This window comes from Pseudomonas sp. SJZ103, from assembly GCF_007828335.1.
Lineage (GTDB): Bacteria > Pseudomonadota > Gammaproteobacteria > Pseudomonadales > Pseudomonadaceae > Aquipseudomonas.
The window spans coordinates 593,527-613,885 of the sequence record NZ_VIUN01000003.1; the positions used below are offsets into that span (position 1 = coordinate 593,527).

17 protein-coding genes and 1 rRNA gene are annotated in these 20,359 nt (G+C 59.6%); 8 read left to right on the plus strand and 10 right to left on the minus strand.

The annotated features are described in order from the left end of the window. Positions 1-66: 66 nt before the first annotated feature. Genes FBY10_RS10750 through FBY10_RS10760 form a run of 3 tightly spaced genes read left to right on the plus strand, consistent with a single transcriptional unit; the run spans position 67 to position 2,125 of the window. Positions 67-756 (plus strand): hypothetical protein, encoded by a 690-nt coding sequence (locus FBY10_RS10750; RefSeq protein WP_131700481.1) that lies wholly within the window; start codon positions 67-69, stop codon positions 754-756. 14 nt (positions 757-770) lie between these two features. Then, complete coding sequence (locus FBY10_RS10755; protein ID WP_131700508.1) at positions 771-1,457, plus strand: hypothetical protein; 687 nt, start codon at positions 771-773, stop codon at positions 1,455-1,457. Continuing rightward, the gene (locus FBY10_RS10760; protein WP_131700480.1) at positions 1,454-2,125 is read left to right on the plus strand and encodes a protein phosphatase 2C domain-containing protein; all 672 of its coding nucleotides are present in this window, start codon (positions 1,454-1,456) and stop codon (positions 2,123-2,125) included. The genes FBY10_RS10755 and FBY10_RS10760 overlap by 4 nt, the downstream gene beginning before the upstream one ends. A 50-nt stretch (positions 2,126-2,175) precedes the next feature. On the opposite strand, the gene FBY10_RS10765 is transcribed toward FBY10_RS10760, so the two are convergent. From FBY10_RS10765 to FBY10_RS10800, 8 genes are all read right to left on the minus strand, one after another. Further along, positions 2,176-3,621: an efflux transporter outer membrane subunit gene (locus FBY10_RS10765; RefSeq protein WP_131700479.1), complete on the minus strand. Its 1,446-nt coding sequence runs from the start codon at positions 3,619-3,621 to the stop codon at positions 2,176-2,178. Further along, positions 3,618-4,676 carry an HlyD family secretion protein gene (locus FBY10_RS10770; protein WP_131700478.1) on the minus strand — a complete coding sequence of 353 codons (1,059 nt, stop codon included), beginning with the start codon at positions 4,674-4,676 and terminating at the stop codon, positions 3,618-3,620. The genes FBY10_RS10765 and FBY10_RS10770 overlap by 4 nt, the downstream gene beginning before the upstream one ends. Before the next feature lie 15 nt (positions 4,677-4,691). Next, entirely contained in the window at positions 4,692-6,227 is a 1,536-nt protein-coding gene (locus FBY10_RS10775; protein ID WP_131700477.1) for an MFS transporter, read from the minus strand. Between the two features lie 235 nt (positions 6,228-6,462). Then, positions 6,463-7,383, minus strand: coding sequence for a LysR family transcriptional regulator (locus FBY10_RS10780; protein WP_145335684.1), 921 nt, complete (start codon positions 7,381-7,383; stop codon positions 6,463-6,465). Positions 7,384-7,442: 59 nt separating this feature from the next. Next, on the minus strand, positions 7,443-8,291 hold the full coding sequence (locus FBY10_RS10785; protein ID WP_145335682.1) for an ABC transporter permease: 849 nt from the start codon (positions 8,289-8,291) through the stop codon (positions 7,443-7,445). Between the two features lie 12 nt (positions 8,292-8,303). Further along, the gene (locus FBY10_RS10790; protein WP_131700474.1) at positions 8,304-9,155 is read right to left on the minus strand and encodes an ABC transporter ATP-binding protein; all 852 of its coding nucleotides are present in this window, start codon (positions 9,153-9,155) and stop codon (positions 8,304-8,306) included. A 1-nt stretch (position 9,156) separates the two neighbouring features. Continuing rightward, positions 9,157-10,182: an ABC transporter substrate-binding protein gene (locus FBY10_RS10795; RefSeq protein ID WP_145335680.1), complete on the minus strand. Its 1,026-nt coding sequence runs from the start codon at positions 10,180-10,182 to the stop codon at positions 9,157-9,159. Between the two features lie 14 nt (positions 10,183-10,196). Next, positions 10,197-11,090, minus strand: coding sequence for a TauD/TfdA family dioxygenase (locus tag FBY10_RS10800; RefSeq protein WP_145335678.1), 894 nt, complete (start codon positions 11,088-11,090; stop codon positions 10,197-10,199). Positions 11,091-11,356: 266 nt separating this feature from the next. Here FBY10_RS10800 and FBY10_RS10805 point away from each other — a divergent pair, with 266 nt between their 5' ends. The 5 genes from FBY10_RS10805 to FBY10_RS10825 all read left to right on the plus strand — a co-directional run bounded on the left by FBY10_RS10805 (position 11,357) and on the right by FBY10_RS10825 (position 17,953). After that, positions 11,357-12,064 carry a GntR family transcriptional regulator gene (locus FBY10_RS10805; RefSeq protein WP_131700471.1) on the plus strand — a complete coding sequence of 236 codons (708 nt, stop codon included), beginning with the start codon at positions 11,357-11,359 and terminating at the stop codon, positions 12,062-12,064. A gap of 337 nt (positions 12,065-12,401) precedes the next feature. After that, positions 12,402-13,160 (plus strand): DUF3050 domain-containing protein, encoded by a 759-nt coding sequence (locus FBY10_RS10810; protein WP_145335676.1) that lies wholly within the window; start codon positions 12,402-12,404, stop codon positions 13,158-13,160. Beyond that, positions 13,157-14,095, plus strand: coding sequence for a diiron oxygenase (locus FBY10_RS10815; protein WP_145335674.1), 939 nt, complete (start codon positions 13,157-13,159; stop codon positions 14,093-14,095). Before FBY10_RS10810 ends, FBY10_RS10815 begins: the two co-directional genes overlap by 4 nt. Continuing rightward, positions 14,092-17,469: an amino acid adenylation domain-containing protein gene (locus tag FBY10_RS10820; protein ID WP_145335672.1), complete on the plus strand. Its 3,378-nt coding sequence runs from the start codon at positions 14,092-14,094 to the stop codon at positions 17,467-17,469. The genes FBY10_RS10815 and FBY10_RS10820 overlap by 4 nt, the downstream gene beginning before the upstream one ends. Positions 17,470-17,488: 19 nt before the next feature. After that, on the plus strand, positions 17,489-17,953 hold the full coding sequence (locus FBY10_RS10825; protein WP_145335671.1) for an SRPBCC family protein: 465 nt from the start codon (positions 17,489-17,491) through the stop codon (positions 17,951-17,953). A gap of 38 nt (positions 17,954-17,991) precedes the next feature. On the opposite strand, the gene FBY10_RS10830 is transcribed toward FBY10_RS10825, so the two are convergent. Continuing rightward, on the minus strand, positions 17,992-19,872 hold the full coding sequence (locus tag FBY10_RS10830) for a methyl-accepting chemotaxis protein (protein ID WP_027608051.1): 1,881 nt from the start codon (positions 19,870-19,872) through the stop codon (positions 17,992-17,994). Between the two features lie 401 nt (positions 19,873-20,273). Next, positions 20,274-20,359, minus strand: a 5S ribosomal RNA gene (gene rrf, locus FBY10_RS10835); the annotation flags it as partial.

Sequence of the window (20,359 nt, forward strand, 5' to 3'; positions counted from 1 at the left end):
AGTGTCAACCCTGTGCAAGAAAGTGTCCTCTGTCCGCGGACAGAGGACACTCGCTTTTGGAGCCCCATGAAAAGTCAAGACATCGTCATCCTGTTCAAACTGATCAGCCTGGAACTACAGGCCAAAGGGGAGCGCGTAAAAAAACGAGTGTTCTCTGTGGAAAAAGAGAGCGCGAGCCTCGGGTTTCAAAATCTTCCGGATTACATTCAAAACTTCGAAACTGTTCAACTTTCGTCAATTGATGACTGGCGGGGCTGGGATGGAGTAGACGAAGACTTTGAAGGACACAGCTCACAAACCTATTCTGTGAGAGCGCTGTCCTCAGCGTTGGGCCTAAGCAAAACAGAGGTTTCCTCATCCCTGAATCGTTGCAGGGAAATTGGCTTGATCTATACGAGCCACACCGACGGAATTCCTTTGGTAAGAAGCAAGGCACTGCTTGATTTGGTCACGTACGGCATCCGCTATATTTTCCCGGTTAAACCAGGCCCTATCGTTCGCGGTATTCCGACAGCCTTCGCCGCACCAGTCTTGGCGGGAAAAGTGATGAGCGGCGGCGACCTCATTCCCGTCTGGCCGGACGCATACGGAAAAAGCAAAGGTCAGGAAATCACACCGTTGTATAAAACGGTTCCTGGCGCGGTGAAGAAAGATGAGCTTCTTTATCATTTCCTGGCCCTCGTTGACGCCATCCGCATCGGGGGCCCTCGCGAAGCCAAAGTGGCCGATGCCATGCTGCGGGAGTGGATCCTGTGACGTCCAACAGAACAATGATGCTGCAAATGCTTGAGGAGGTTGCTGAGGCGTTGGGCGAAGAGTTGCGCACGCAAGTCGCCTTCGTCGGCGGTTGCACCACCGTTTTGCTTATCACCGATGAATACACCCTGGAATCGATTCGCGGCACGGATGATGTTGATTTGGTCATTCACCTGGCCGGCACCACTGACTGGTATCGCCTGGAAGAAACGCTGAAACACCGAGGCTTCAAAAATACCGGCCAAGACTCGGTAACCTGTCGTTTACGACTGGGCAATCTGAAAGTCGATTTTATGCCCACCGAGCAGAAGGTATTGGGCTTTGCCAATACTTGGTTCATCGGCGGATTGGAAAATGCCGTCGACTACACACTACCCAACGGAACGCTCATCAAGGTATTTGCCGCACCGTGGTTTCTCGCCGCAAAACTGCAGGCTTATCAGGGTCGCGGTCGTGGCGATGTGCTGATGTCCAACGACATAGAAGACATCATCGCGCTATTGGACGGCAGGGAAGAACTCATTGAAGAGGTGAAGTGTGCACCCATCGACCTGCGGCAGTTCGTGAGCGAACAATTCACCGCATTACTGTCGCTATCCGCATTTCACGACGTAATCCAAAGCACCGCTCAAGATCACGATCGTGAGGCGTTGATTTACGGACGCCTGAAGGCATTGATTAAGCTGGGAGTGGCCGCTTGATCCTGCACGCGAGCCTCAGTCGCAAAGGAACTCATAGAACAGAAAATCGCGATGCAAGCGGTTCCACACAGAACTCAGGTGCGTACCTCTACGTGATTGCCGACGGCACCTCAAAACCAGGCAGCGGGCAATTAGCGAGAGCCTTGAGCCACCATCTGCTTGAGTGCTTTTCCGGCGCGCAACCTTCTGTCGTGTCTTGTCCCGATCACGCCCTGAAACGGGTACTTACTTCACTGGACGAAGTGCACTCGAATATATGCCCAGACTTTCCATTTGCCTCCACCAGCTATCTCGTAATGCTGGTGGTTGGCCAAACGGCCATCTCCATTCACGCCGGTGACTGCTGTCTGGGTTACCTGGAGACAGATCAAAGCATGAACTGGCTGAGCCCACCTCATTGCGGCCCCAACTGGAAAGGTGATCTGAGCCATTCATTCATCGCCAGCAGCCCCGCGCGCAAAACGCTGCTCAACTGCATGAGCCACCGACGGGCCCATGAGCCTCATATTCAATCCATGCAGATCACCCAAGGTACAACATGGATCTTGGCTACCGATGGGTTCTGGGCCGAGCTTTCAGCCGCAGACCAGTTCAAGGCTATCGCAGGGCAAACCCTCGAAAATTGCTCAACGGAAGATGATGTTACCTTCATGCTATTGCAGTCTTAGAAGTAGCACTGGGTTTCTCTCGCTGCTTCACAGCGACTTCTGCTCCAATTTCAGCGCCGAACCTCTGCCAGCGGATACACCGACTCCCACCCTCCCCCCAACGCCTTGTACAGCCCCACCATCGCCAACGACACGCCGGTAGAACTCTCCACCCACTGCTCCTGCGTGGCCAGCAGCGCACTTTGCACGGTGAGCACGTTGACGAAATCCACCACGCCTTCGACGTACTGGTGCTGCGCGGTGGTCAGGGCGATCTGGTTCTGGCGCACGGCTTCGGCGAGGCTGTCGCGGCGCAGTTGGCTGGCGTTGTAGCGGGTCAATTGGTCGTCGATTTCATGCCAGGCGCGCAGCACAGTTTGCTGGTAGGCCAGGGCCGCTTCCTGTTGCTGGGCTTCGCGCAGGTTCAGCATGCCTTGCAGGCGGCCGCCATTGAACAGCGGCAGGCTCACTTGCGGGCCGAAGGCAAACGCGCGGGAGCCCCAGGAGCCGAAATCCGACAGTTGCATGGCCTGGGAGCCGAGGCTGCCGGACAAGGTGATGCGCGGGTAAAAGTCGCCCTTGGCCACGCCGATGCTGGCGGTGGCGGCGTGCAGGCGCGCTTCGGCCTGGCGGATGTCGGGGCGGCGCTCGGCGAGTTCTGACGGCAGGCCGATGGCGACCTGGCGTTGGGTCTGCGGCACGGCAGCATCCTTGGACAATTGCGCGTGCAGGGCTTGAGGTGGCTCGCCCATCAGCAGGCTGAGGGCATTGATCAACTGGTCCTGGCGTTGCTGCAGATCCGGCAGGCGCGCTTCGATGGCGGCGACCTGGGCGGCGGCTTCGGCGACGTCCAGGTCTGTGGCCACGCCGTCGGCCAGGCGCAGTTGCGAGAGCTTGAGGCTGTGGCGGGCGACGTCGAGGTTTTGCTCGGTCACCGCGCGGGTATTTTGCACGCCGCGCAGTTGGATGTAGTCCTGGGCGGTCTCGGCCAGCACCGATAACAACACGGCGCGGCGGTCGTTTTCCGCCACTTGCAGGGTGGCGTCGGCGGCTTCGGTTTCGCGTTTGACCCGGCCCCAGAAGTCCAGCTCCCAGGACGCCGAGAACCCCGCGTCCCACTGGTTGAACGCGGAACGGCCGTTTTCGCCGGAGGGGTCGTTCAAGCCTTTGCCGCTGTTGCGTTTGCGCTGGTAGGCACCCGTGGCGTCGACAGTGGGATAGCGCTCGGCGGTGGTCACCTGGCGCACGGCGCGGCTTTGTTGCAGACGGCTGCTGGCCAGTTTCAGGTCGAGGTTATCGCTGAGCGCGCGGCGTGTGAGCGCCGACAGTTGCTCATCGTGGAACACGTCCCACCAGCGCTCTTGCAGCGGCTCGCTGACAGCGCGGCTGGCGGCTTGTCGCCCCTGAGGTTCGCTCCATTGCGTGGCTTGCGAGGTGTGCGGGCGCTGAAAGTCCGGGCCCACGGTGCAGGCGCTCAGGCTGATAACGCTCAGGGTGAGCCAGGCGAGGTGTTTCATTGCTGGGCCACTTCACGCTGCTGCGCGACCGGCTGGGTGTCGACGCTGGCCTCGACCGACATGCCGACCCGCAGGCGCTCAGTCAGCGGCTGGTTGGGTTCGAGGACAATCTTCACCGGGATACGCTGCACCACCTTGGTGAAGTTGCCGGTTGCGTTATCCGGCTTGACCGACGCGAAGGTCACACCCGTGGCGGGCGCAAGGCTCTCCAGATGGCCGTTGAGCAGCTCCCCGTCGAGGCTGTCGACCCGCACCTGCACGGCCTGGCCAGCGTGCATATGGGACAGCTGGGTTTCCTGGAAATTGGCGACCACGTAGGCCTCGGCCAACGGCACCACCGCTAGGATCTTGCTGCCCGGGGTCACATAGGCCCCCACCCGCACCGCGCGCTCACCGACCATGCCATCCACCGGCGCGACGATGCGCGTATAGGACAGCTGATAGCTGGCCATTTCCAACGCGGCCTGGGCACGCTTGAGCCCACCTTCGGCGGCATCGCGCTGGGCCGTGAGGATTTCCACCTGCTTGCGCTCGGCCGCCAGCACCGCCGTGGCGTTAGCCAGGCGCGCGGTGGCCTGGTCGATGCGGGTCTTGGCTTGCTGGGCGTTCTGCACGGTGCCCGCGCCCACGCCGGCGAGGTGGTTGTAGCGGTTCAGTTCGTGTTCGGCGAAGGCCACTTCGGCGCGGTCTGCCGCCACGGTGGCCTGGGCCTGGGCGATCACCGAGGTTTGGCGCTCCAGGGTCGCGGTGGCGTTTTTCAGCTGGGCCTGGGCGACCAGGGTGTCGGCGTCGGCGGCCTGGGCGGCGGCGCGAAAATCGCGGTCGTCGATCAGCGCCAACAGTTGGCCGGCCTTGACGCGCTGGTTGTCTTCCACCAGCACTTCCTTGATAAAGCCCGCCACACGTGGCGCCACCAGGGTGAAATCGGCGGCGACGAAGGCGTCGTTGGTAGCCTGGCGCTTGTTGCCCAACAGGCCGGGCGCAACCAGGTACACCAGCACCCCGACGGCAAACACGGCGATAACGGAGACGGCGATTTTGTCTTTGCGTTTCATGGGAAGTCCTTGTGGCTAGGTTGGTGCGCGAGGCGGAAAAATCCGCGTGGGCATCCAGAAAATCAGCAGGATCAACGCCACCGCGACAGCGGCCATGACGTAATAGAGATCCGAAGAAGTCAGCACCACGGCCTGCTCGTGCAGGCGGTGGGCCAGGCCCGGCGCATCGCCGTCGGCCAGCGGCGAGTTACCCAGGCGGTCCACCAGCATGGTCGAGTGAAAGTGCAGGCGCTGGGTGGTCAGCGCATCCAGCACACCGGTGGCAATCACGGCGGCCAGGCCTTTGACGGTGTTGAACCAGGCCGAGGCGAACGGCCCATCCGCCGGTTGGATGCTGCCGGTGGAAAGCATCAGCAGCGGCAACACCGCCATGGGCTGCCCGAAGATTTGCAGCAGGTACAGGCCGTAGAAATCGTCGCGAATCCACGCCGAGGTCAGGTGCGCACTGCCCACGCAGCACAGCACCAACATCCCCAGCCCGATCCCCAGTACCCAGCGGCAATCGACCCAACGCAGGTTGCACAACGCAGCCACCAGAGGCAGCGCGATCAATTGCGGCAGCGCCATCAGCAGCATCACCGGCGCGGTTTGCAGGGGGCGATAACCCTGGACCTGAGCGAGGAAACTCGAGGGGATGATGATCACCGAGGTCAGCACCATCAGCACGCCTGCCAGCACGATCAGGGCAAAAGCCAGGTTACGCAGGCCGAGCATCTGCAACTTGAAAAACGGCATCGGGTGCGACCATTCATTGAACATGAACAGCACCAGCAGCACGCTGCCGCCGCACAGCAGGAAGGTGATCAGGCCCGACTCGAACCAGTCCAGGCGATTGCCCTGCAGAATGCCGATCACCAGCATGCAGATCGCCGGAAACCCCAGCAGCAGGCCGCGCCAGTTGAAATGCTTGAAGCGCTCCAGGCGCAGCGGGTCTTGCGGCAAGCCGTAAGCCACGGCGGCCATCGCCAGCAGACACGGCCCGACGATCTGCCAGAACGCCCACTGCCAGCCGACATATTCAGTCCACAGCGCCGCCAACGGCGTGCCGAGGCTCGGCCCGAACGTGGCGGTAAGCGCGTAGCCGGCCAGGCCATACAGCTTGACGTTGGCCGGCAGGAAGCGCAGCGCCACGGTCATCAGCATCGGCGGCAATGCGCCACCCGCCAGGCCTTGGACGGTACGCAGCAGCAGCAGGCTTTCGTAGTTGGGCGCAAACGGGCAAAGGATGCCAAGCACGGTGAACAGGCCGATGGCGCACAGGGTGAAGCGCCGCAGGGAAAACGTCACCGAACACCAGGGCGCAAAGGCCATGGCCGACACGGAGGTGGCCGTGTACGCAGCGACCAGCCAGGTGCCTTCGTCAAAACCGATGTACAGCGCACCGCGAATATCCGCGAGGGCCACCTTGGTGACCATCTCGTTGAGACCGGACACCAGTACCGCCAGCAACACGCCGACCAGGCCGATGATGATGCGCGAGCCAAATACAGGCGGGGTGATAGCGGTGGGTTTGGCTGCAGCCGCAAGGGTGGGGGCAGCGAGGGAAGTCATGAACAGGTAACTCGGAATTAGAAATACCCGAGCAGTTTAATCAGGTACATGCATGACAAAAAGTTACATGTTGGCAGGGTATAAGTGCGCCAGACACAATCCTGGATTCACTATAGAACCCTTGTGGGAGGGGGCTTGCTCCCGATTGCGGTGGATTAGATAGAAAATCTGGGTCTGGCACACAGCAATCGGGAGCAAGCCCCCTCCCACATTTTGACCGTGCATGGCTTGTAAATCAGGTCGGCTGTGCTTCCAGCCAGGTGGCGTGGCAGCTCTCACGCATCGTCTCGCGCAACCACCTATGAGCCGGGTCTTTGTCGAAGCGCGGGTGCCAGGATTGGGCCAATACCAACGTCGGCAGCGAGATCGGCAACGCAAACGCGCGCAGTGGCAGCTTCAGGCGATTGGCGCTGTAGAGCGCCTCTTTGGGCACCGGCAGAATCAGGTCGGAGTCGGGCAACATGAACATCGCACCGTGAAAGCCCGGGGCAATCATCGCCACGCGTCGCTCCAGGCCCTGAGCATTCAGTGCAGTGTCGATCGGGCCACGGGCGATGCCACGCCGCGAGATGCTTATATGGGAATAGCTGGCGAAGCGCGCTGCGGTGATCTCTTCGTCAAACAACGGATGGTCCTCGCGCGCGAGGCCCACGAAGGTGGTGGAAAACAGGTTCTGCACCTTCACTTCCGGGGTGACCGGCATAGTGTTGCTCACCCGTAGATCCAGCCGCCCCTCGCGCAGGGCTTCATCATCGGTGTCGCCTTCAGGCACGAAACACAGCTCGCACAGCGGCGCCATGCGCTCCATGGTGTCGAACAGGCGTCCACCATACACGCCGATGAAAAAGTCATTGGCGCGCACGCTGAAGCGACGGCGCAGGGTGCTCAGGTCAACCTGATCCGCCGAGCGAAACAACAACGCCGCCTGCTCCACCACGTTGCGCACCTGGCTCTGCAACTGCAAGGCCTTGGGCGTGGGTACCAGCCCGCGACCGGCGCGTACCAGGATCGGATCGCCCACCGCTTCTCGAATACGTGTGAGGGTACGGCTCATGGCCGCCGGGCTGAGGTTCATCCGCCGCGCGGCGCCCACCACGCTGCCCTCGTCGAGCAGGGCGTCGAGGGCGACCAGCAGGTTCATGTCGGGTAGTTGCATGCCAAGCACTCATGATCAGTCGGGAGTGAGCTGGCCGCAATCGTAGCAGGATGGGTGTATCAGCGCTGCATGCCCCAACGCTTCACGGTGAGCCGCTCGAAGGTGTCGAACACCAGGTTCTCCACCAGCAGGCCGATCAGGATCACCACCGCCAACCCGGCGAATACCTTGTCGGTGTACAGCTCATTGCGGTTCTGGAAGATGTACCAGCCCAGACCGCCCTTGCCGCTGGTCGCACCGAATACCAGCTCGGCGGCGATCAGTGTGCGCCAGGCGAAGGCCCAGCCGATTTTCAGGCCGGCGAGGATCGACGGCAGTGCCGCCGGGATCAGGATGAACACCACGAAACGCATGCCGTTGAGGCCATAGTTGCGGCCGGCCATGCGCAGGGTTTCGGACACGCCGAGAAACCCCGAATACGTGTTGAGCGCCAGCGCCCACAACACCGAATGCACCAGCACGAAGATCAGGCTGTTCTGGCCCAGGCCAAACCACAGCAGCGCCAACGGCAATAAAGCGATGGCCGGCAGCGGGTTGAACATCGAAGTCAGAGTGCTCAGCAGGTCACGGCCCAGTTGCGTCGACACGGCCAGGGTGGTCAGGGCAAACGCCAGCACGATGCCGATCAGGTAGCCCTTGATCAGCACCACCAGCGAGATGCTCACCTTGCTCAGCAGTTCGCCACTGAGCAGGCCGTCGTAGAGCGCGTGAAAGGTCTGCAGGAAACTCGGCAGCAGCAGGTCGTTGTTCTGGTAGCGCGCGACGGCTTCCCAAAGGATCGCGAGCACGATCAGGATCAGACCCTTGCGCAGCCAGCCTTGTTGCCACAGGCGTTGGCGCAGGGGCAGTTCGCGTTCAACGGGGACGCTGAGCAGCGGCTCAAGGGCAATTTCGTATTCCTGGCGCATTGGGTTGTCCCCTTAGTAAGCGATGCGGATATCGGCGAAACCCAACTCACGTTCGGCCTCGGGCGCTTCATCGAACAGCAGGCGATGAATCCGTCGCGCCGACGCCTGGAACTCCACGCCACCGAGGCTGTGCAGGTCGTATTGATGGCTGTGGATTTCCGCGCGCACGCGCCCCGGGTGCGGCGACAGCAACAGGATGCGATTGCCCACCACCAGCGCTTCTTCGATGGAGTGGGTGACGAATAGCAGGGTGAAGCGCACCTCTTCCCAGAGCAGCAGCAATTCTTCCTGCATCTTGCGCCGGGTCAGGGCGTCGAGGGCGGCGAAGGGCTCATCCATCAGCAGGATTTTCGGCTGCATGGCCAGGGCGCGGGCGATGGCCACGCGGGCTTTCATACCGCCGGAAAGCGTGTGCGGGTAAGCGTCGGCAAAGGCGGTGAGGCCGACTTTGTCGAGGTAGTGCAGTGCCCGCTCTTCGGCTTCGCGACGCGGTAAGGTTTTCGACGCCAGCAGCGGAAACATCACGTTCTGTTTGACGGTTTTCCACGGCGGCAACTGGTCGAACTCCTGGAACACCACGATGCGATCGGGGCCCGGCTGTTCGACCTTTTGCCCCAGCAGGCGGATCTCGCCTTCGCAAGGTTTGATAAACCCGGCAATGGACTTGAGCAGTGTGGATTTGCCGCAACCCGATGGGCCGAGCAACACGTAGCGATCCGCCGGGTCGATCTCGAAGCTGACTTGATGAGTGGCCCGCACCACGCGCTCCGGTGTGCGGTATTCCAGGCTGACGTTATCCACCGCCAGCAATGGCAAGCGGGTGTGCAGGTTGCTGGCCGTGTGGCCTTGCAAGGGCGCGTTCATCTCAACTTCCTTGCAGGGGCTTGGCGTCCTGGAAGAAGTAGTCCTTCCACGATTCAGGCTTGTTTTTGATGGCGCCGACGCGGTAGAGGAACTCCGCCAGCGGGTAGGTGTTTTTCGGCGTGACGCTGAATTCGAACTGCGGGTTGTCGATGATTTTCAGCAACTCGGCGCGGTCGATCCTGGCCTTGGTGACACGGATGTAAGTGTCGGCCGCAGCGCCTTTATCGTTCTGGGCGAACTGCGCGGCTTCGGTCAACGCCTCGACAAACGCCTTGTAGGTTTTCGGGTTGTCGTTGCGGAATTTTTCGGTGGCGAACAGCACCGTCGGCGAGTTTGGCCCCAGCAGGTCGTAGGTGTTCAGCACCACATGCACGTTAGGGTTGGCCAGGGCCTGGTCCTGGAATGGCGGGTTGGAAAAGTGCCCGGTCAGTTCGGTGCCACCAGCGATCAGGGCAGCGGTGGCATCCGGGTGCGGGACAGCGACGGTGTACTTGTCAAGGCGATTGAACTCCTTGTCGCCCCATTGCTTGGCGGCGGCATATTGCAGGAAGCGCGACTGTACCGACACGCCCACCGCCGGCACGGCGATACGGTCCTTGTCGGTGAAGTCGGCAATGGTCTTGACCTTGGGATTGTTACTCACCAGGTAGTAGGGGAAGTTGCCCAGGGAGGCCACGGCCTTGACGTTCTGCTTGCCGTGGGTGCGGTCCCAGATGGTCAGCAGCGGGCCGACGCCGGCACCGGCGATGTCGATAGAACCGGAGAGCAGTGCGTCGTTGACCGCGGCGCCGCCGGACAGCTGGGTCCAATCGACCTTGATGTCGAGGCCTTCCTGCTTGCCATATTTTTCGATCAGGTTCTGGTCGCGCACCACGTTAAGCAGCAGGTAGACGATGCCGAACTGTTCGGCGATGCGGATCTCGCCTTCGGCTTGCGCGGACGTCGGCGCGACCAGGCTGCCGGCCAACAGGCTGACACTCAGGCCGACAGTCGCGGCCAGCCGTGCAAATGGAATGTTCCTGGACATGGTCATGCTCCGAATCAGAAAGGCGCGTCGCCCTGGATGGTGGTGCGAAAGAGCTTGCGGCGCAGATGGCTCGGGCAACCGGCGGCCAGGTGGATCAGCGAGCGGTTGTCCCAGAACACCAGGTCGTGGGGCTGCCATTGGTGGCGGTAGGTGTTCTGCGGCAGCACGCTGTGGGCGTAGAGCTGGGCCAGCAGGTCGCGGCTTTCGTCTTCCGGCAGGCCGACGATGCGGGTGGTGAAGCCTTCACTGACGAACAGCGCCTTGCGGCCGTTTTCCGGGTGGGTGCGCACGATGGGGTGAACCACTTCCGCGACTTGGGCAAGCTGCTCGGGCGTCAACGTCGGCCGCCAGTTGCCTTCGAATTTGGTTTCGCTGTAGCGCGCGGTATAAGAGTGCGCGGCACTGCGGCCTTCAACGGCTTTACGCAGGTGCTCGGGCAGTTGATCCCAGGCTTTGTGCATGTCGGCGAACAGGGTATCGCCGCCTTCGGACGGCAGCTCCTGGGCGTGGAGCATCGAGCCCAGGCTCGGCAGCTCTTTATAGGACAGGTCCGAGTGCCAGAATTTGCCTGCGTCACCCAGGCCGATGGATTGGCCGTTTTCGATGATATTGGAGACGATCAGGATTTCCGGGTGGTTGGCCAGCAGGAACTGTTTGAGCACGTGGATTTGCAGTACGCCAAAGCGGCGACTGAAGGCGATCTGTTGTTCGGGGGTGATGCGCTGGTCGCGGAACACTACGACGTGATGGTTCAGGTGCGCGCGGTGAATGCGGGCGAAATCCTGATCGTTGACCGGGCGGGACAAGTCCAGGCCGATGATCTCGGCACCCACGCTGCCAGGCAGTGGTCGAATCTCGAATGCTTGGGCGCAGAGGGTCGCTGTTGGAACAGTAGAGGTGGCGGACATGAGGTCACTCCCGATCAGTCAGGAGAGTGACTTTATAGATATAAGAACGGCAATTTAAATACCGTTAAAGAATATCGATATAGGGGAATGTCGCAACATGGCGCTGGCGCGTCAGACCCCGCAAAGCCTGCATGTGGGCCGCCGGAATCACGCGTTGAAACGCTTACAAGCCGAAACTGTGCTGGTTTGACAAGCTTATGGGCAGCCTCTAGTGTGCATTGGATCCAATTAGCCACCACTATTTTAATAAGGACGATAGCGTAACCGTGACGCAGAAGCCGAATCCTTTGAACAGCATCAAGGTCAGCGGTCCTATTCCCGCCCATCTTGCTCGCTCCGTGATTGAAGAAACCTTGCGCAATGCCATCCTTGATGGCCGCTTGCCCTGCGGTACCGCCATGCGTCAGCAGGAGCTGGCCAGCCTGTTCGGGGTCAGCCGCATGCCGGTGCGTGAAGCCTTGCGCCAGTTGGAGGCCCAGTCGCTGCTGCACGTGGTCACCCACAAGGGCGCCGTGGTTGCACCGTTGATCGAAGACAATTCGGCTGAAACCTATGAGCTGCGAATGTTGCTGGAGTCTGAAGCCCTGCGCTTGTCGATTCCCTTGCTGACCGAAGCCGATATCGCCGAGGCAGACACGTTCATCTGTGCCCTGGAACAGGAAAAAGACTACACCGAGATTGGCCGTCTCAATCGCCTGTTTCACATGACCCTGTATAGCAAGGCTCCCAACCAGAGGTTGCTCAAGCTGGTGGAGCACGGGCTGAATGAGGAGGAGCGCTTCCTGCGCTTCAACCTTGAGGCGATGGGGCTGGGCGAGACATCCCAGGAAGACCACCGCGAACTGCTGAACCTTGTGGCACAAAAGAAAGTCCAGGAAAGTATCCTGACACTGCGTAATCACTTGATGCGCGGGATGGAAGTGATCACAACCTATCTCAATAACCTGGATGCCAGCGGAGCGAAGACTCTCTAACAAGGTGTCAGGTCTCTTATCTTGCCCGCCGAGCGCCGCGGGGTTCCCTACCTGACCGGTGGCGCCCCGCGCAGAAGAAAGTTCCCACTCTTATAAAGTAAGTTGCCGACAGCTTATATTATTTAGAAAAACATCTAATGCATTCATATACTCGCCAATTTGTTTAGCCCGCTTATTATCTTTCCTTACTAGACCAGACACTCAAATCGACCGTGCAGCCCCACTTGCGTGAGAGCTCGTGCGCGCAAAGCCTGGTTTACATCTTTTTATCTTCTTGCCGCATACAAAAGTCCAATGCTGTTTTAGCGGCAGACGCAATAACTTATAGGCATCAACCATGTACCAACCTTTGCTGGAACAAAGAAAACGGCTGTTGTGCAGCCATCCGTTATTTCTGGAAATAAGTTCGTTGGAAAAGTTACAACTATTCATGGAACACCATGTTTTCGCTGTCTGGGACTTCATGACGCTCACCAAACGCCTGCAACAGGACCTGACCTGCACTCGCCTACCCTGGCTGCCACCGGCCGACCCGCAAGCTGCACGCCTGATCAATGAGATTGTGCTGGGCGAAGAATCAGACTCTCACCCCAGGCAAGGCCATTGCAGCCACTTCGAGTGGTACCTGGAAGCCATGGTCGAAGTCGGCGCCAGCACCTCGGCGATACACCGTTTCATTGCACTGCAGCACGAAGGCGTGGAAGCAAGCACTGCCCTGCGCATGGCCGATGTTCCTGCTGGCGCAGCGCGCTTCGTCAGTGACACGCTGCGCATGGCGCTGGAAGCCCCTACACATTGCGTAGCAGCCGCATTCCTTCATGGGCGTGAGCGCGTCATCCCAAGTATGTTCGAACACCTCCTGCAGCCCGACACGCTCATCCATCGCCAGGCATCCGCCTTGTGTGGTTACTTCGAGCGCCACATTGAGGTGGACACTGAGCATCATGGGCGAGCAGCAGAGCAGTTGCTCGAACGCCTGGTGGGTGCCGACCCGACTTATCCGCAGCAGGCCCACGACGCAGCCCTTGCCGCCGTAGAAAGCCGTATCACGTTCTGGGACGAGGTGCAGGCCGCACTGCAAGAGGTGCACCCATGAATACGGCTGGCTACACCACCATCGCCGACGACTGGGAACGCCGCGCAACCATCCGAACCCGCCCTCGCCGCTTGCTGGAAGACGATGACAAGCTGATCTACCCACTGTGTCGTCAGCCCTTGGTACTCAGCGAGACCTTCATGGAACATTGCCCGCAGTGGCGCGACTTCGTGCTGGTGCAGAGCTTCTACAAATTCATCCACGACGTGGTTATTTTCGAAACCGAAATCGTCGACAAGACCGCGCGCAGCATTGCCAAGAATCGCTTCTCGCTGCCCTTCCCCCTCGCCTGTCGCGTTGATGCGATGACGGTTGTGGTGGACGAGGACTACCACGCCTTGGTGGCCCTGGATTTCATGCAACAGACTGTCGCAATGACGGGCGTACAACCGCTCGACCTGCCCGGGCATATCGAACTGAGTCGTGCGCTGCCGGCGGCGCAGGCGCAGGCTCCGGCACACCTGAGCGATGCAGTAGAGCTGATTGGCGTAGCCATCGCCGAAAACACCGTGACCCACGATGTAGCAGCGTTTTCCAAGGACCGCAGTGTCAAGGCCTCCATACGAGGTTTGATGGACGACCACCTGTTTGACGAAGGTCGCCACGCGCAGTTCTGGACGCGGCTGGTGCGCATCTACTGGCAAGCCGCGAGCCCGGACGACCGTGACAGCATCGCCCAGGTACTGCCAACATTCCTGGCGCACTATCTGACCAACGACCTGCAGAAAAACTTCGACCTGCACCTGATCGAACACCTCGACATCAGCGAGCGCCTGCGCGGTGTGCTGCGCGATGAAATATCAGCGCTGGCGTTCCCCATCACCCGCCAGCACCCGTTGATGAGCAATATCATGGGCTTCCTGCAACACAGCGGCTTGCTGCAAACGCCGAGTGTGGGGCAGGTGCTGAACGACTACCTGTCGGTGTCGCCATGAGGTGCCTGACCATCGGCTGGTGCGGCACAAGCAAGGCACTTGGCGAAATCAGGCTAATACTGGAACAGTACGGCCATGTGTCGGGGGATGAGGCCACCGACCTGTGGATTGAAGACGGTAGCCTGCCGTTGCCGGATGACCTGGGCGAAACCACCTGTATATGCCTGCGCCTGGGGGTGGGCCCGTTAACCAGCAGCGGGTTACCCACGCTGCAATTGCGCGCCTATGACCATGACCGACGTTTGTTTGCCGCGCTGGGCATTGCCGAGGAGCCCAGTGGTAACGGCCAGCGTCTGCGTCAGCAGGCAACAACTGCGCTGGTGGATTGGGTCGCGCTACTCGTCAGTGGCTTCTCACGTGACCCCGAGTATCTCTCTAGGAGCGCGGTTGCCACTGACTGGCCCGAGCACGATTTGCACGGGCTAGAGCCGTTGGCATTCATGCATCGATTCAATCGCACGGCAGACCCCGATCTGATCCGGGAAGCCCAGGTGCCGGTGATCGAGCGGGTGCAGGCCAGCCTTAATCTGTTCGCCGACCGGCCGGCGCTGAACATGGCGGGGCACACCGTGACCTACCGCCAACTACACCTGCGGGCCATGGCGATTCAGCAGCGATTGCGCCCGCTGCTGGAGGCGCTTGAGGCGCCACCGGTGATCGGTGTATGCCTGGAAAAGTCCATGGAGTTGTATGCCAGCATTCTTGCCGTGCTGGGCAGTGGTGCGGTGTACCTGCCACTGGGACCTGATCAGCCCGCCCAACGCCACCGGGCCATGCTCGAAAACGCCGGGGCGAGTGTATTGCTGGATGCAGGCCAGCATCCATTACGGGAGCGTTTCATTTCTCTGGATGTCAGCGCAGTCGAGCCGCTCAACGCCAACTCAGCATCCTCGTTGATGCACAATCGCCCCTGCGCGCATATACCGTGCATGGTGCTCTATACATCGGGTAGTACGGGCCAGCCCAAGGGTGTGCTGCTCAGCCAAGGCAACCTGGCACATTTCACGGCCTGGTTCGGGTCGTGCATAACGCTAGATGAACGGAGCCACGTCCTGCAATTTTCGCCCTTGGGTTTCGACTCGTCACTGATCGAAATCTTCCCCGCCCTGATTGCCGGCGCCGAGTTGATCGTACCCAGCGAGGAACAGCGACACGACCCTGGACAACTGGTGGAATTGCTCCGCCGACAGCGTGTCACTCATGCCTTCCTGCCGCCTGCGCTGCTCAATATCCTGCCGCTGGATCCCCCCCTGGGCGTGACGCATCTGCTCACCGGTGGCGATGCCTGCGAACCCCATGTAATCGAGCGTCTGGCAGGACAGTGTCAGTTGCACAACCTCTATGGCCCCACCGAAACCACAGTACTGATTACGCACCGGACGTTCGACCCCGATGACAATAATCGTAATGTCGGCCACCCCATCGCCAATAGCCAGGTGCTGATCCTCGATGACGATCTGCAACCGGTGGACGAGCGGGTGATGGGTGAGCTGTACATCGTCGGGCCCGGAGTGAGCCTGGGATATGTGAATGCGCCGCGGCAGGCTGACACCCCGTTCGTCGAACTGCTGGTGCCAGGCGGCCAAACGCTGCGGGCCTACCGCAGCGGCGACTTGGCGCAGTGGACCGCCGAAGGCATTGTGCTGGGTGGGCGTCGCGACGATCAGATAAAGATCCGCGGCTTTCGGGTCGACCCCCGGGAGATTGAACAATGCCTGCGCAGCAGCAGGCTCTATCGTGAGCTGGCCGTGGTGATCGACCATGAAAGCAGGATCTGCGCCTTTGTCGCCCAGCCCGAACCCAACGCTACGCTGGTGGCCTTGCAGCAGCATGCGCGCCAGTGGCTACCGAACTACATGCAACCTGGTTTCTGGGTGGAACTGCCAGCCATGCCGCACAGCAACAACGGCAAAGTCGACCGCAAGGGGCTGCTGTCGCGCCCCTTCCACCCCATTTTGCAGGCCACTCCCCGCGCTGCGCACACGCCACTTCAAGCGCGATTGAGCGACCTTTGGGGTGAGCTGCTGAGCTTGCCCACCAGCCAGTTGCCCATCGATGAAAGCTTCTTCGCACTGGGCGGCCATTCGATTTTGCTGTCGACACTGTTGTTGCGTGTTCGCGAGCAATTTGGCCGTAGTTTCGCGTTGAGCCATTTCATTGAAGTACCGACTATCCGTACGCTCGCAACACTGATGGAGGATGGTGAACTGCCCGACGCATCCTCTGCCCAAGCGGTCATGGACGCTCAACGGGAGTGGATGATCAATCCGTTGCAAGGGGACCGCGCAGGCAATCCGCACAAGGTGATCGTGACGGGGGCCAACAGTTTCGTCGGCGTCCATATTGTCGAGGCGTTGTTGAACGCCGGTGCCACCGAGGTCGCGTGCCTGGTGCGTGACTTGCCGGGGAATCCTGCGATGGCTCGTTTTACCCAGGCGTTGCATGACTACCAACTGGAACATCTGGACCTGAGCCGGGTACGAGTATTTGCCGCCGATATCAGCCGGCCGCGATTGGGTTTGGCCTGTGACGCGTATGACGCACTCGCCGCAGACTTTGGCGCGCTGGTGCATAACGCAGCAAGGGTCAACCACGTAATGGACTACGCCTCACTGGCCAGAGACAACGTCGACCCCATATTCGAATGCCTGCGCCTGTGCGAAACCCGCTGCAAAAAAGTCTTCAACTTTGTCTCGACGTTGTCGGCCGCCAGCAGCATCGGCACGATGGGGCATGTGCTCGAAGCTCCGGCGGCAGACACCCTGCCCCTGTACATCCGAAATGGCTACAACCTCTCCAAGTGGGTAGCCGAGCGGGTCCTGGGACGTGCAGTTGAGCAAGGAGCTTGGGTGAACATCCATCGCCCTGGAAATATCAGCTTCAACAGCCATAACGGAGTCTGCCAGCCACAGAAGAATCGCCTGATGTTGATGCTCAAGGGGTCGCTGCAGTTGGGCATGCTGCCGAGGCTGGGTCTGAATTTCGACCTGATGCCCGTGGACTTTCTTGCTCGCTTCATTGCGTTCCACTGCAATCGCTTTCAAGCCGATAGAAGCGTATTCAACCTGCATAACCCACAACCACTGAGCTGGGAGCACTACCTGGATGCATTCAACCGGGCGGGCCACAGGTTCGAGCGGGTCAGTACTGCGTATTGGCAGCAGACGCTGCGAACGGTGAGCCAGGACAATGCGATGTTTGGTGTACTCGGGTTTTACCTTGATCGACTGGATGAAGACATCGGTGACACCTCGATGATCCTCCATGACAACGCGCAACGCGGCGTTCAGCAGATGGGTGAGCAATACCCCGAAAAAGACCCGGCACTGCTGAGTAAAGGCTGCAACTACCTCAAGGCCATCGGCTTTCTTTGAACCGATTCAGGACAACTTCATGAAACCGCTGCAACCCGATACGTTAATTCATAACCCGAACGGCCAGCCGATAATGTCCTCTGTGGTGATCGACTGCCATGCTTCCCGCCTGTGGAACCTAGTGGGGCAGTTTGCAGGCTTCGATGCGTTCATCCCTTCCTTGACGCATATCGAAATGACCGGCAACGGAGTGGGCGCTTTACGCACGAAATTTTTCCGCGATGGCAACCGCGTCGTAGAACAGCTCAATAGCCGGGAAGAGCACGCGATGCACATGACCTGGACCATGATCTACAACACCCTGGGCGTGGCCAGGTTGTGGGCGTCGATCAAAGTAGAAGCGCTTGGAGCGCACTGCTCCAGAGCAACCTGGACCATCATTGCCGACCCCCTGGACACGGCACAGGTAGGATTTGAACAGTTTGTGCAGGGCTTCGCCGACAGCGCGCTGGACAATGTTCGCCGCTTGCTGGGTAAGCGGTAGGAGCGAAACGGCTCGCTCCTACTCGTACACTCAGCGGGTCAGATCTTGAAGCTGTCGACCAGCTGCTTCAACCGATTGGCCTGTTGCGACAACGCATCGCAGTCTTTCAGGGTTTCGTTGAGGTTGGTCACGCCCTGCTGGTTCAGCAGGTTGATCTGGTTGATGTCGACGTTGAGGGTTTCCACCACGGCAGTTTGTTCCTCGGTGGCCGCAGCGACGGATTGGTTCATGCCGTCGATCTCGACAATTCGCTGCGTTACGCTGACCAGGCGCTCACCGGCCTGGTTGGCAACCTGGACACTTTCCTCGCTGGAGGTCTGGCTGGCATTCATGGTGGTCACTGCCTCACGCGAACCCACTTGCAGCGAAGTGATCATTTTATGAATCTCCTCAGCCGACTCCTGGGTACGGTGAGCCAGGTTACGCACCTCGTCGGCGACCACGGCAAACCCGCGTCCGGCTTCCCCGGCACGTGCTGCTTCGATCGCAGCGTTCAGTGCCAGCAAGTTGGTTTGCTGGGAGATACCTTTGATCACATCAAGGATGTGGCCGATATTGTCGGTGCTGGCGTTCAGGGTTTCGATCTGAGTGCAGGACAGGCTGATCTTCTGCGACAGCTCCGACATTGCCAGGATGGTTTGCTCGACCACTTTACGCCCATCATCGGCCTGCTCGCTGGCACCGCTGGCGTGCTGTGAAGCATCGGCGGCGTTACGCGCGATTTCCTGGGTGGCAGCCCCCAGTTCGTTGATTGCGGCGGCCACGCTGTTGGTGCGTGCGCTTTGCTCATCAGAGCCGATGATCGAGGCGTTGGATGATGCCATCACACGCTGAGACAGGTCATGCACCTGACGTGTTGCAGAAGACACTTCGGAAATCGAGGCGTGGATACGCTCCACGAACCGGTTGAACGCGCTGCCCACTTCACCGAACTCGTCTTTACTGGTGACCGTCAAGCGGCGAGTCAGGTCGCCCTCACCCTGGGCAATGTCCTGCATGGCAATGCCCATGGTAGTCAAGGGCCGCAGTAACACTTGAATCAGCAGGCTCAACAGCACGGCAATCGCGACTACGGCGATCAGCATGGCGATCAATGCAGACGTACGGAATTTACCCAGCGGTGCGTAGGCTTTGTCTTTATCAATCGACAGGCCGATATACCAATCTGCACCGGGCAAGCCACTGATAGGCGTGAACGACAGAATGCGATCCTGGCCCTTGAGAACTACGTCCTGATTAACTTTCTCAATACGGACGTTAGTGCCTGGGTAGATGTCCTTGAGGTTTTTCATCACCTGGTCTTCGTCAGGACTTACGATGACTTGGCCGTCTCCGCTGACCAGAAACGCATGGCCGATGCCGCCGAAGTCCACCGAATTGATGATTTTCACCAGAGTTTGCAGGCTCAGGTCTCCGCCGACCACACCGAGCAACTCACCGTTCTTTTTCACCGGCATAGCGATAGTTACGATCTGCCCACCTACGGCGGCCATATAGGGCGGCGTGAGCATGGGTTTATCGGCAGCCACGGCTTGCTTGTACCAGGGACGCTGACGAGGGTCGTAGCCGTCAGGCATTTTTGCGTCCGGGCGCTGGGTGAACACACCGTTGGTTTGACCAACGTAGGTGAACTGGAAGTTCGAAGTGAACGCCGGTTGATCGACCAGCCCCGGGAGATCAGCAGCGCTACCCTGATGGGCAACGTTTTGCGTCAGACTTTCGAGCACCAGTATTCGACCACTGAGCCAGTTCTGCACACTACTGGCGGTGAGCTCGCCGGATTGCTGGATAGACGACTCCAGATTCTGTTTGATTGTGCTGCGCTGCAGATAATCGTTGTAAAGGGTGAATAACGCGAAGGCCAGAACCACAACGCCTGACGCGGCCAACAGAATTTTATGACTGAACTTGAGATTCATTTCATCGACTTCTTTTTGCCAAAGGGGGTGAGCGTGCCGAGAGGAACATTCCATGTAACGGTATAGGCGGCGTCTTGGGCCGCTCTATTTCGGTGCACTCATGGCTCATCAGGCTGTCGGCCAAGCAGGAGGAAAACTTAGGGAATTGTGGGACGAATCGTCTTTTTACGTAGGAAGCCGACCAAAGGTTGTCGTACAAGATGTAGGTGTAAGGACTTCATCCCTTCAAACGGTGCGACAAATTTTCATTAATACCTGTGTCGCGCTTTTAAAAAATAGACTGGCGCCATGAACCTGATGTTTGGAGCTGGGTAGGCGTATCTGCTCGCTTACAAAGTTTATAAACCCTCTAAACGACAAAACCCCTGTCTGCATGAGCAGACAGGGGTTCTGGAATTTAATCTTGACGATGACCTACTCTCACATGGGGAAACCCCACACTACCATCGGCGATGCATCGTTTCACTACTGAGTTCGGGATGGGATC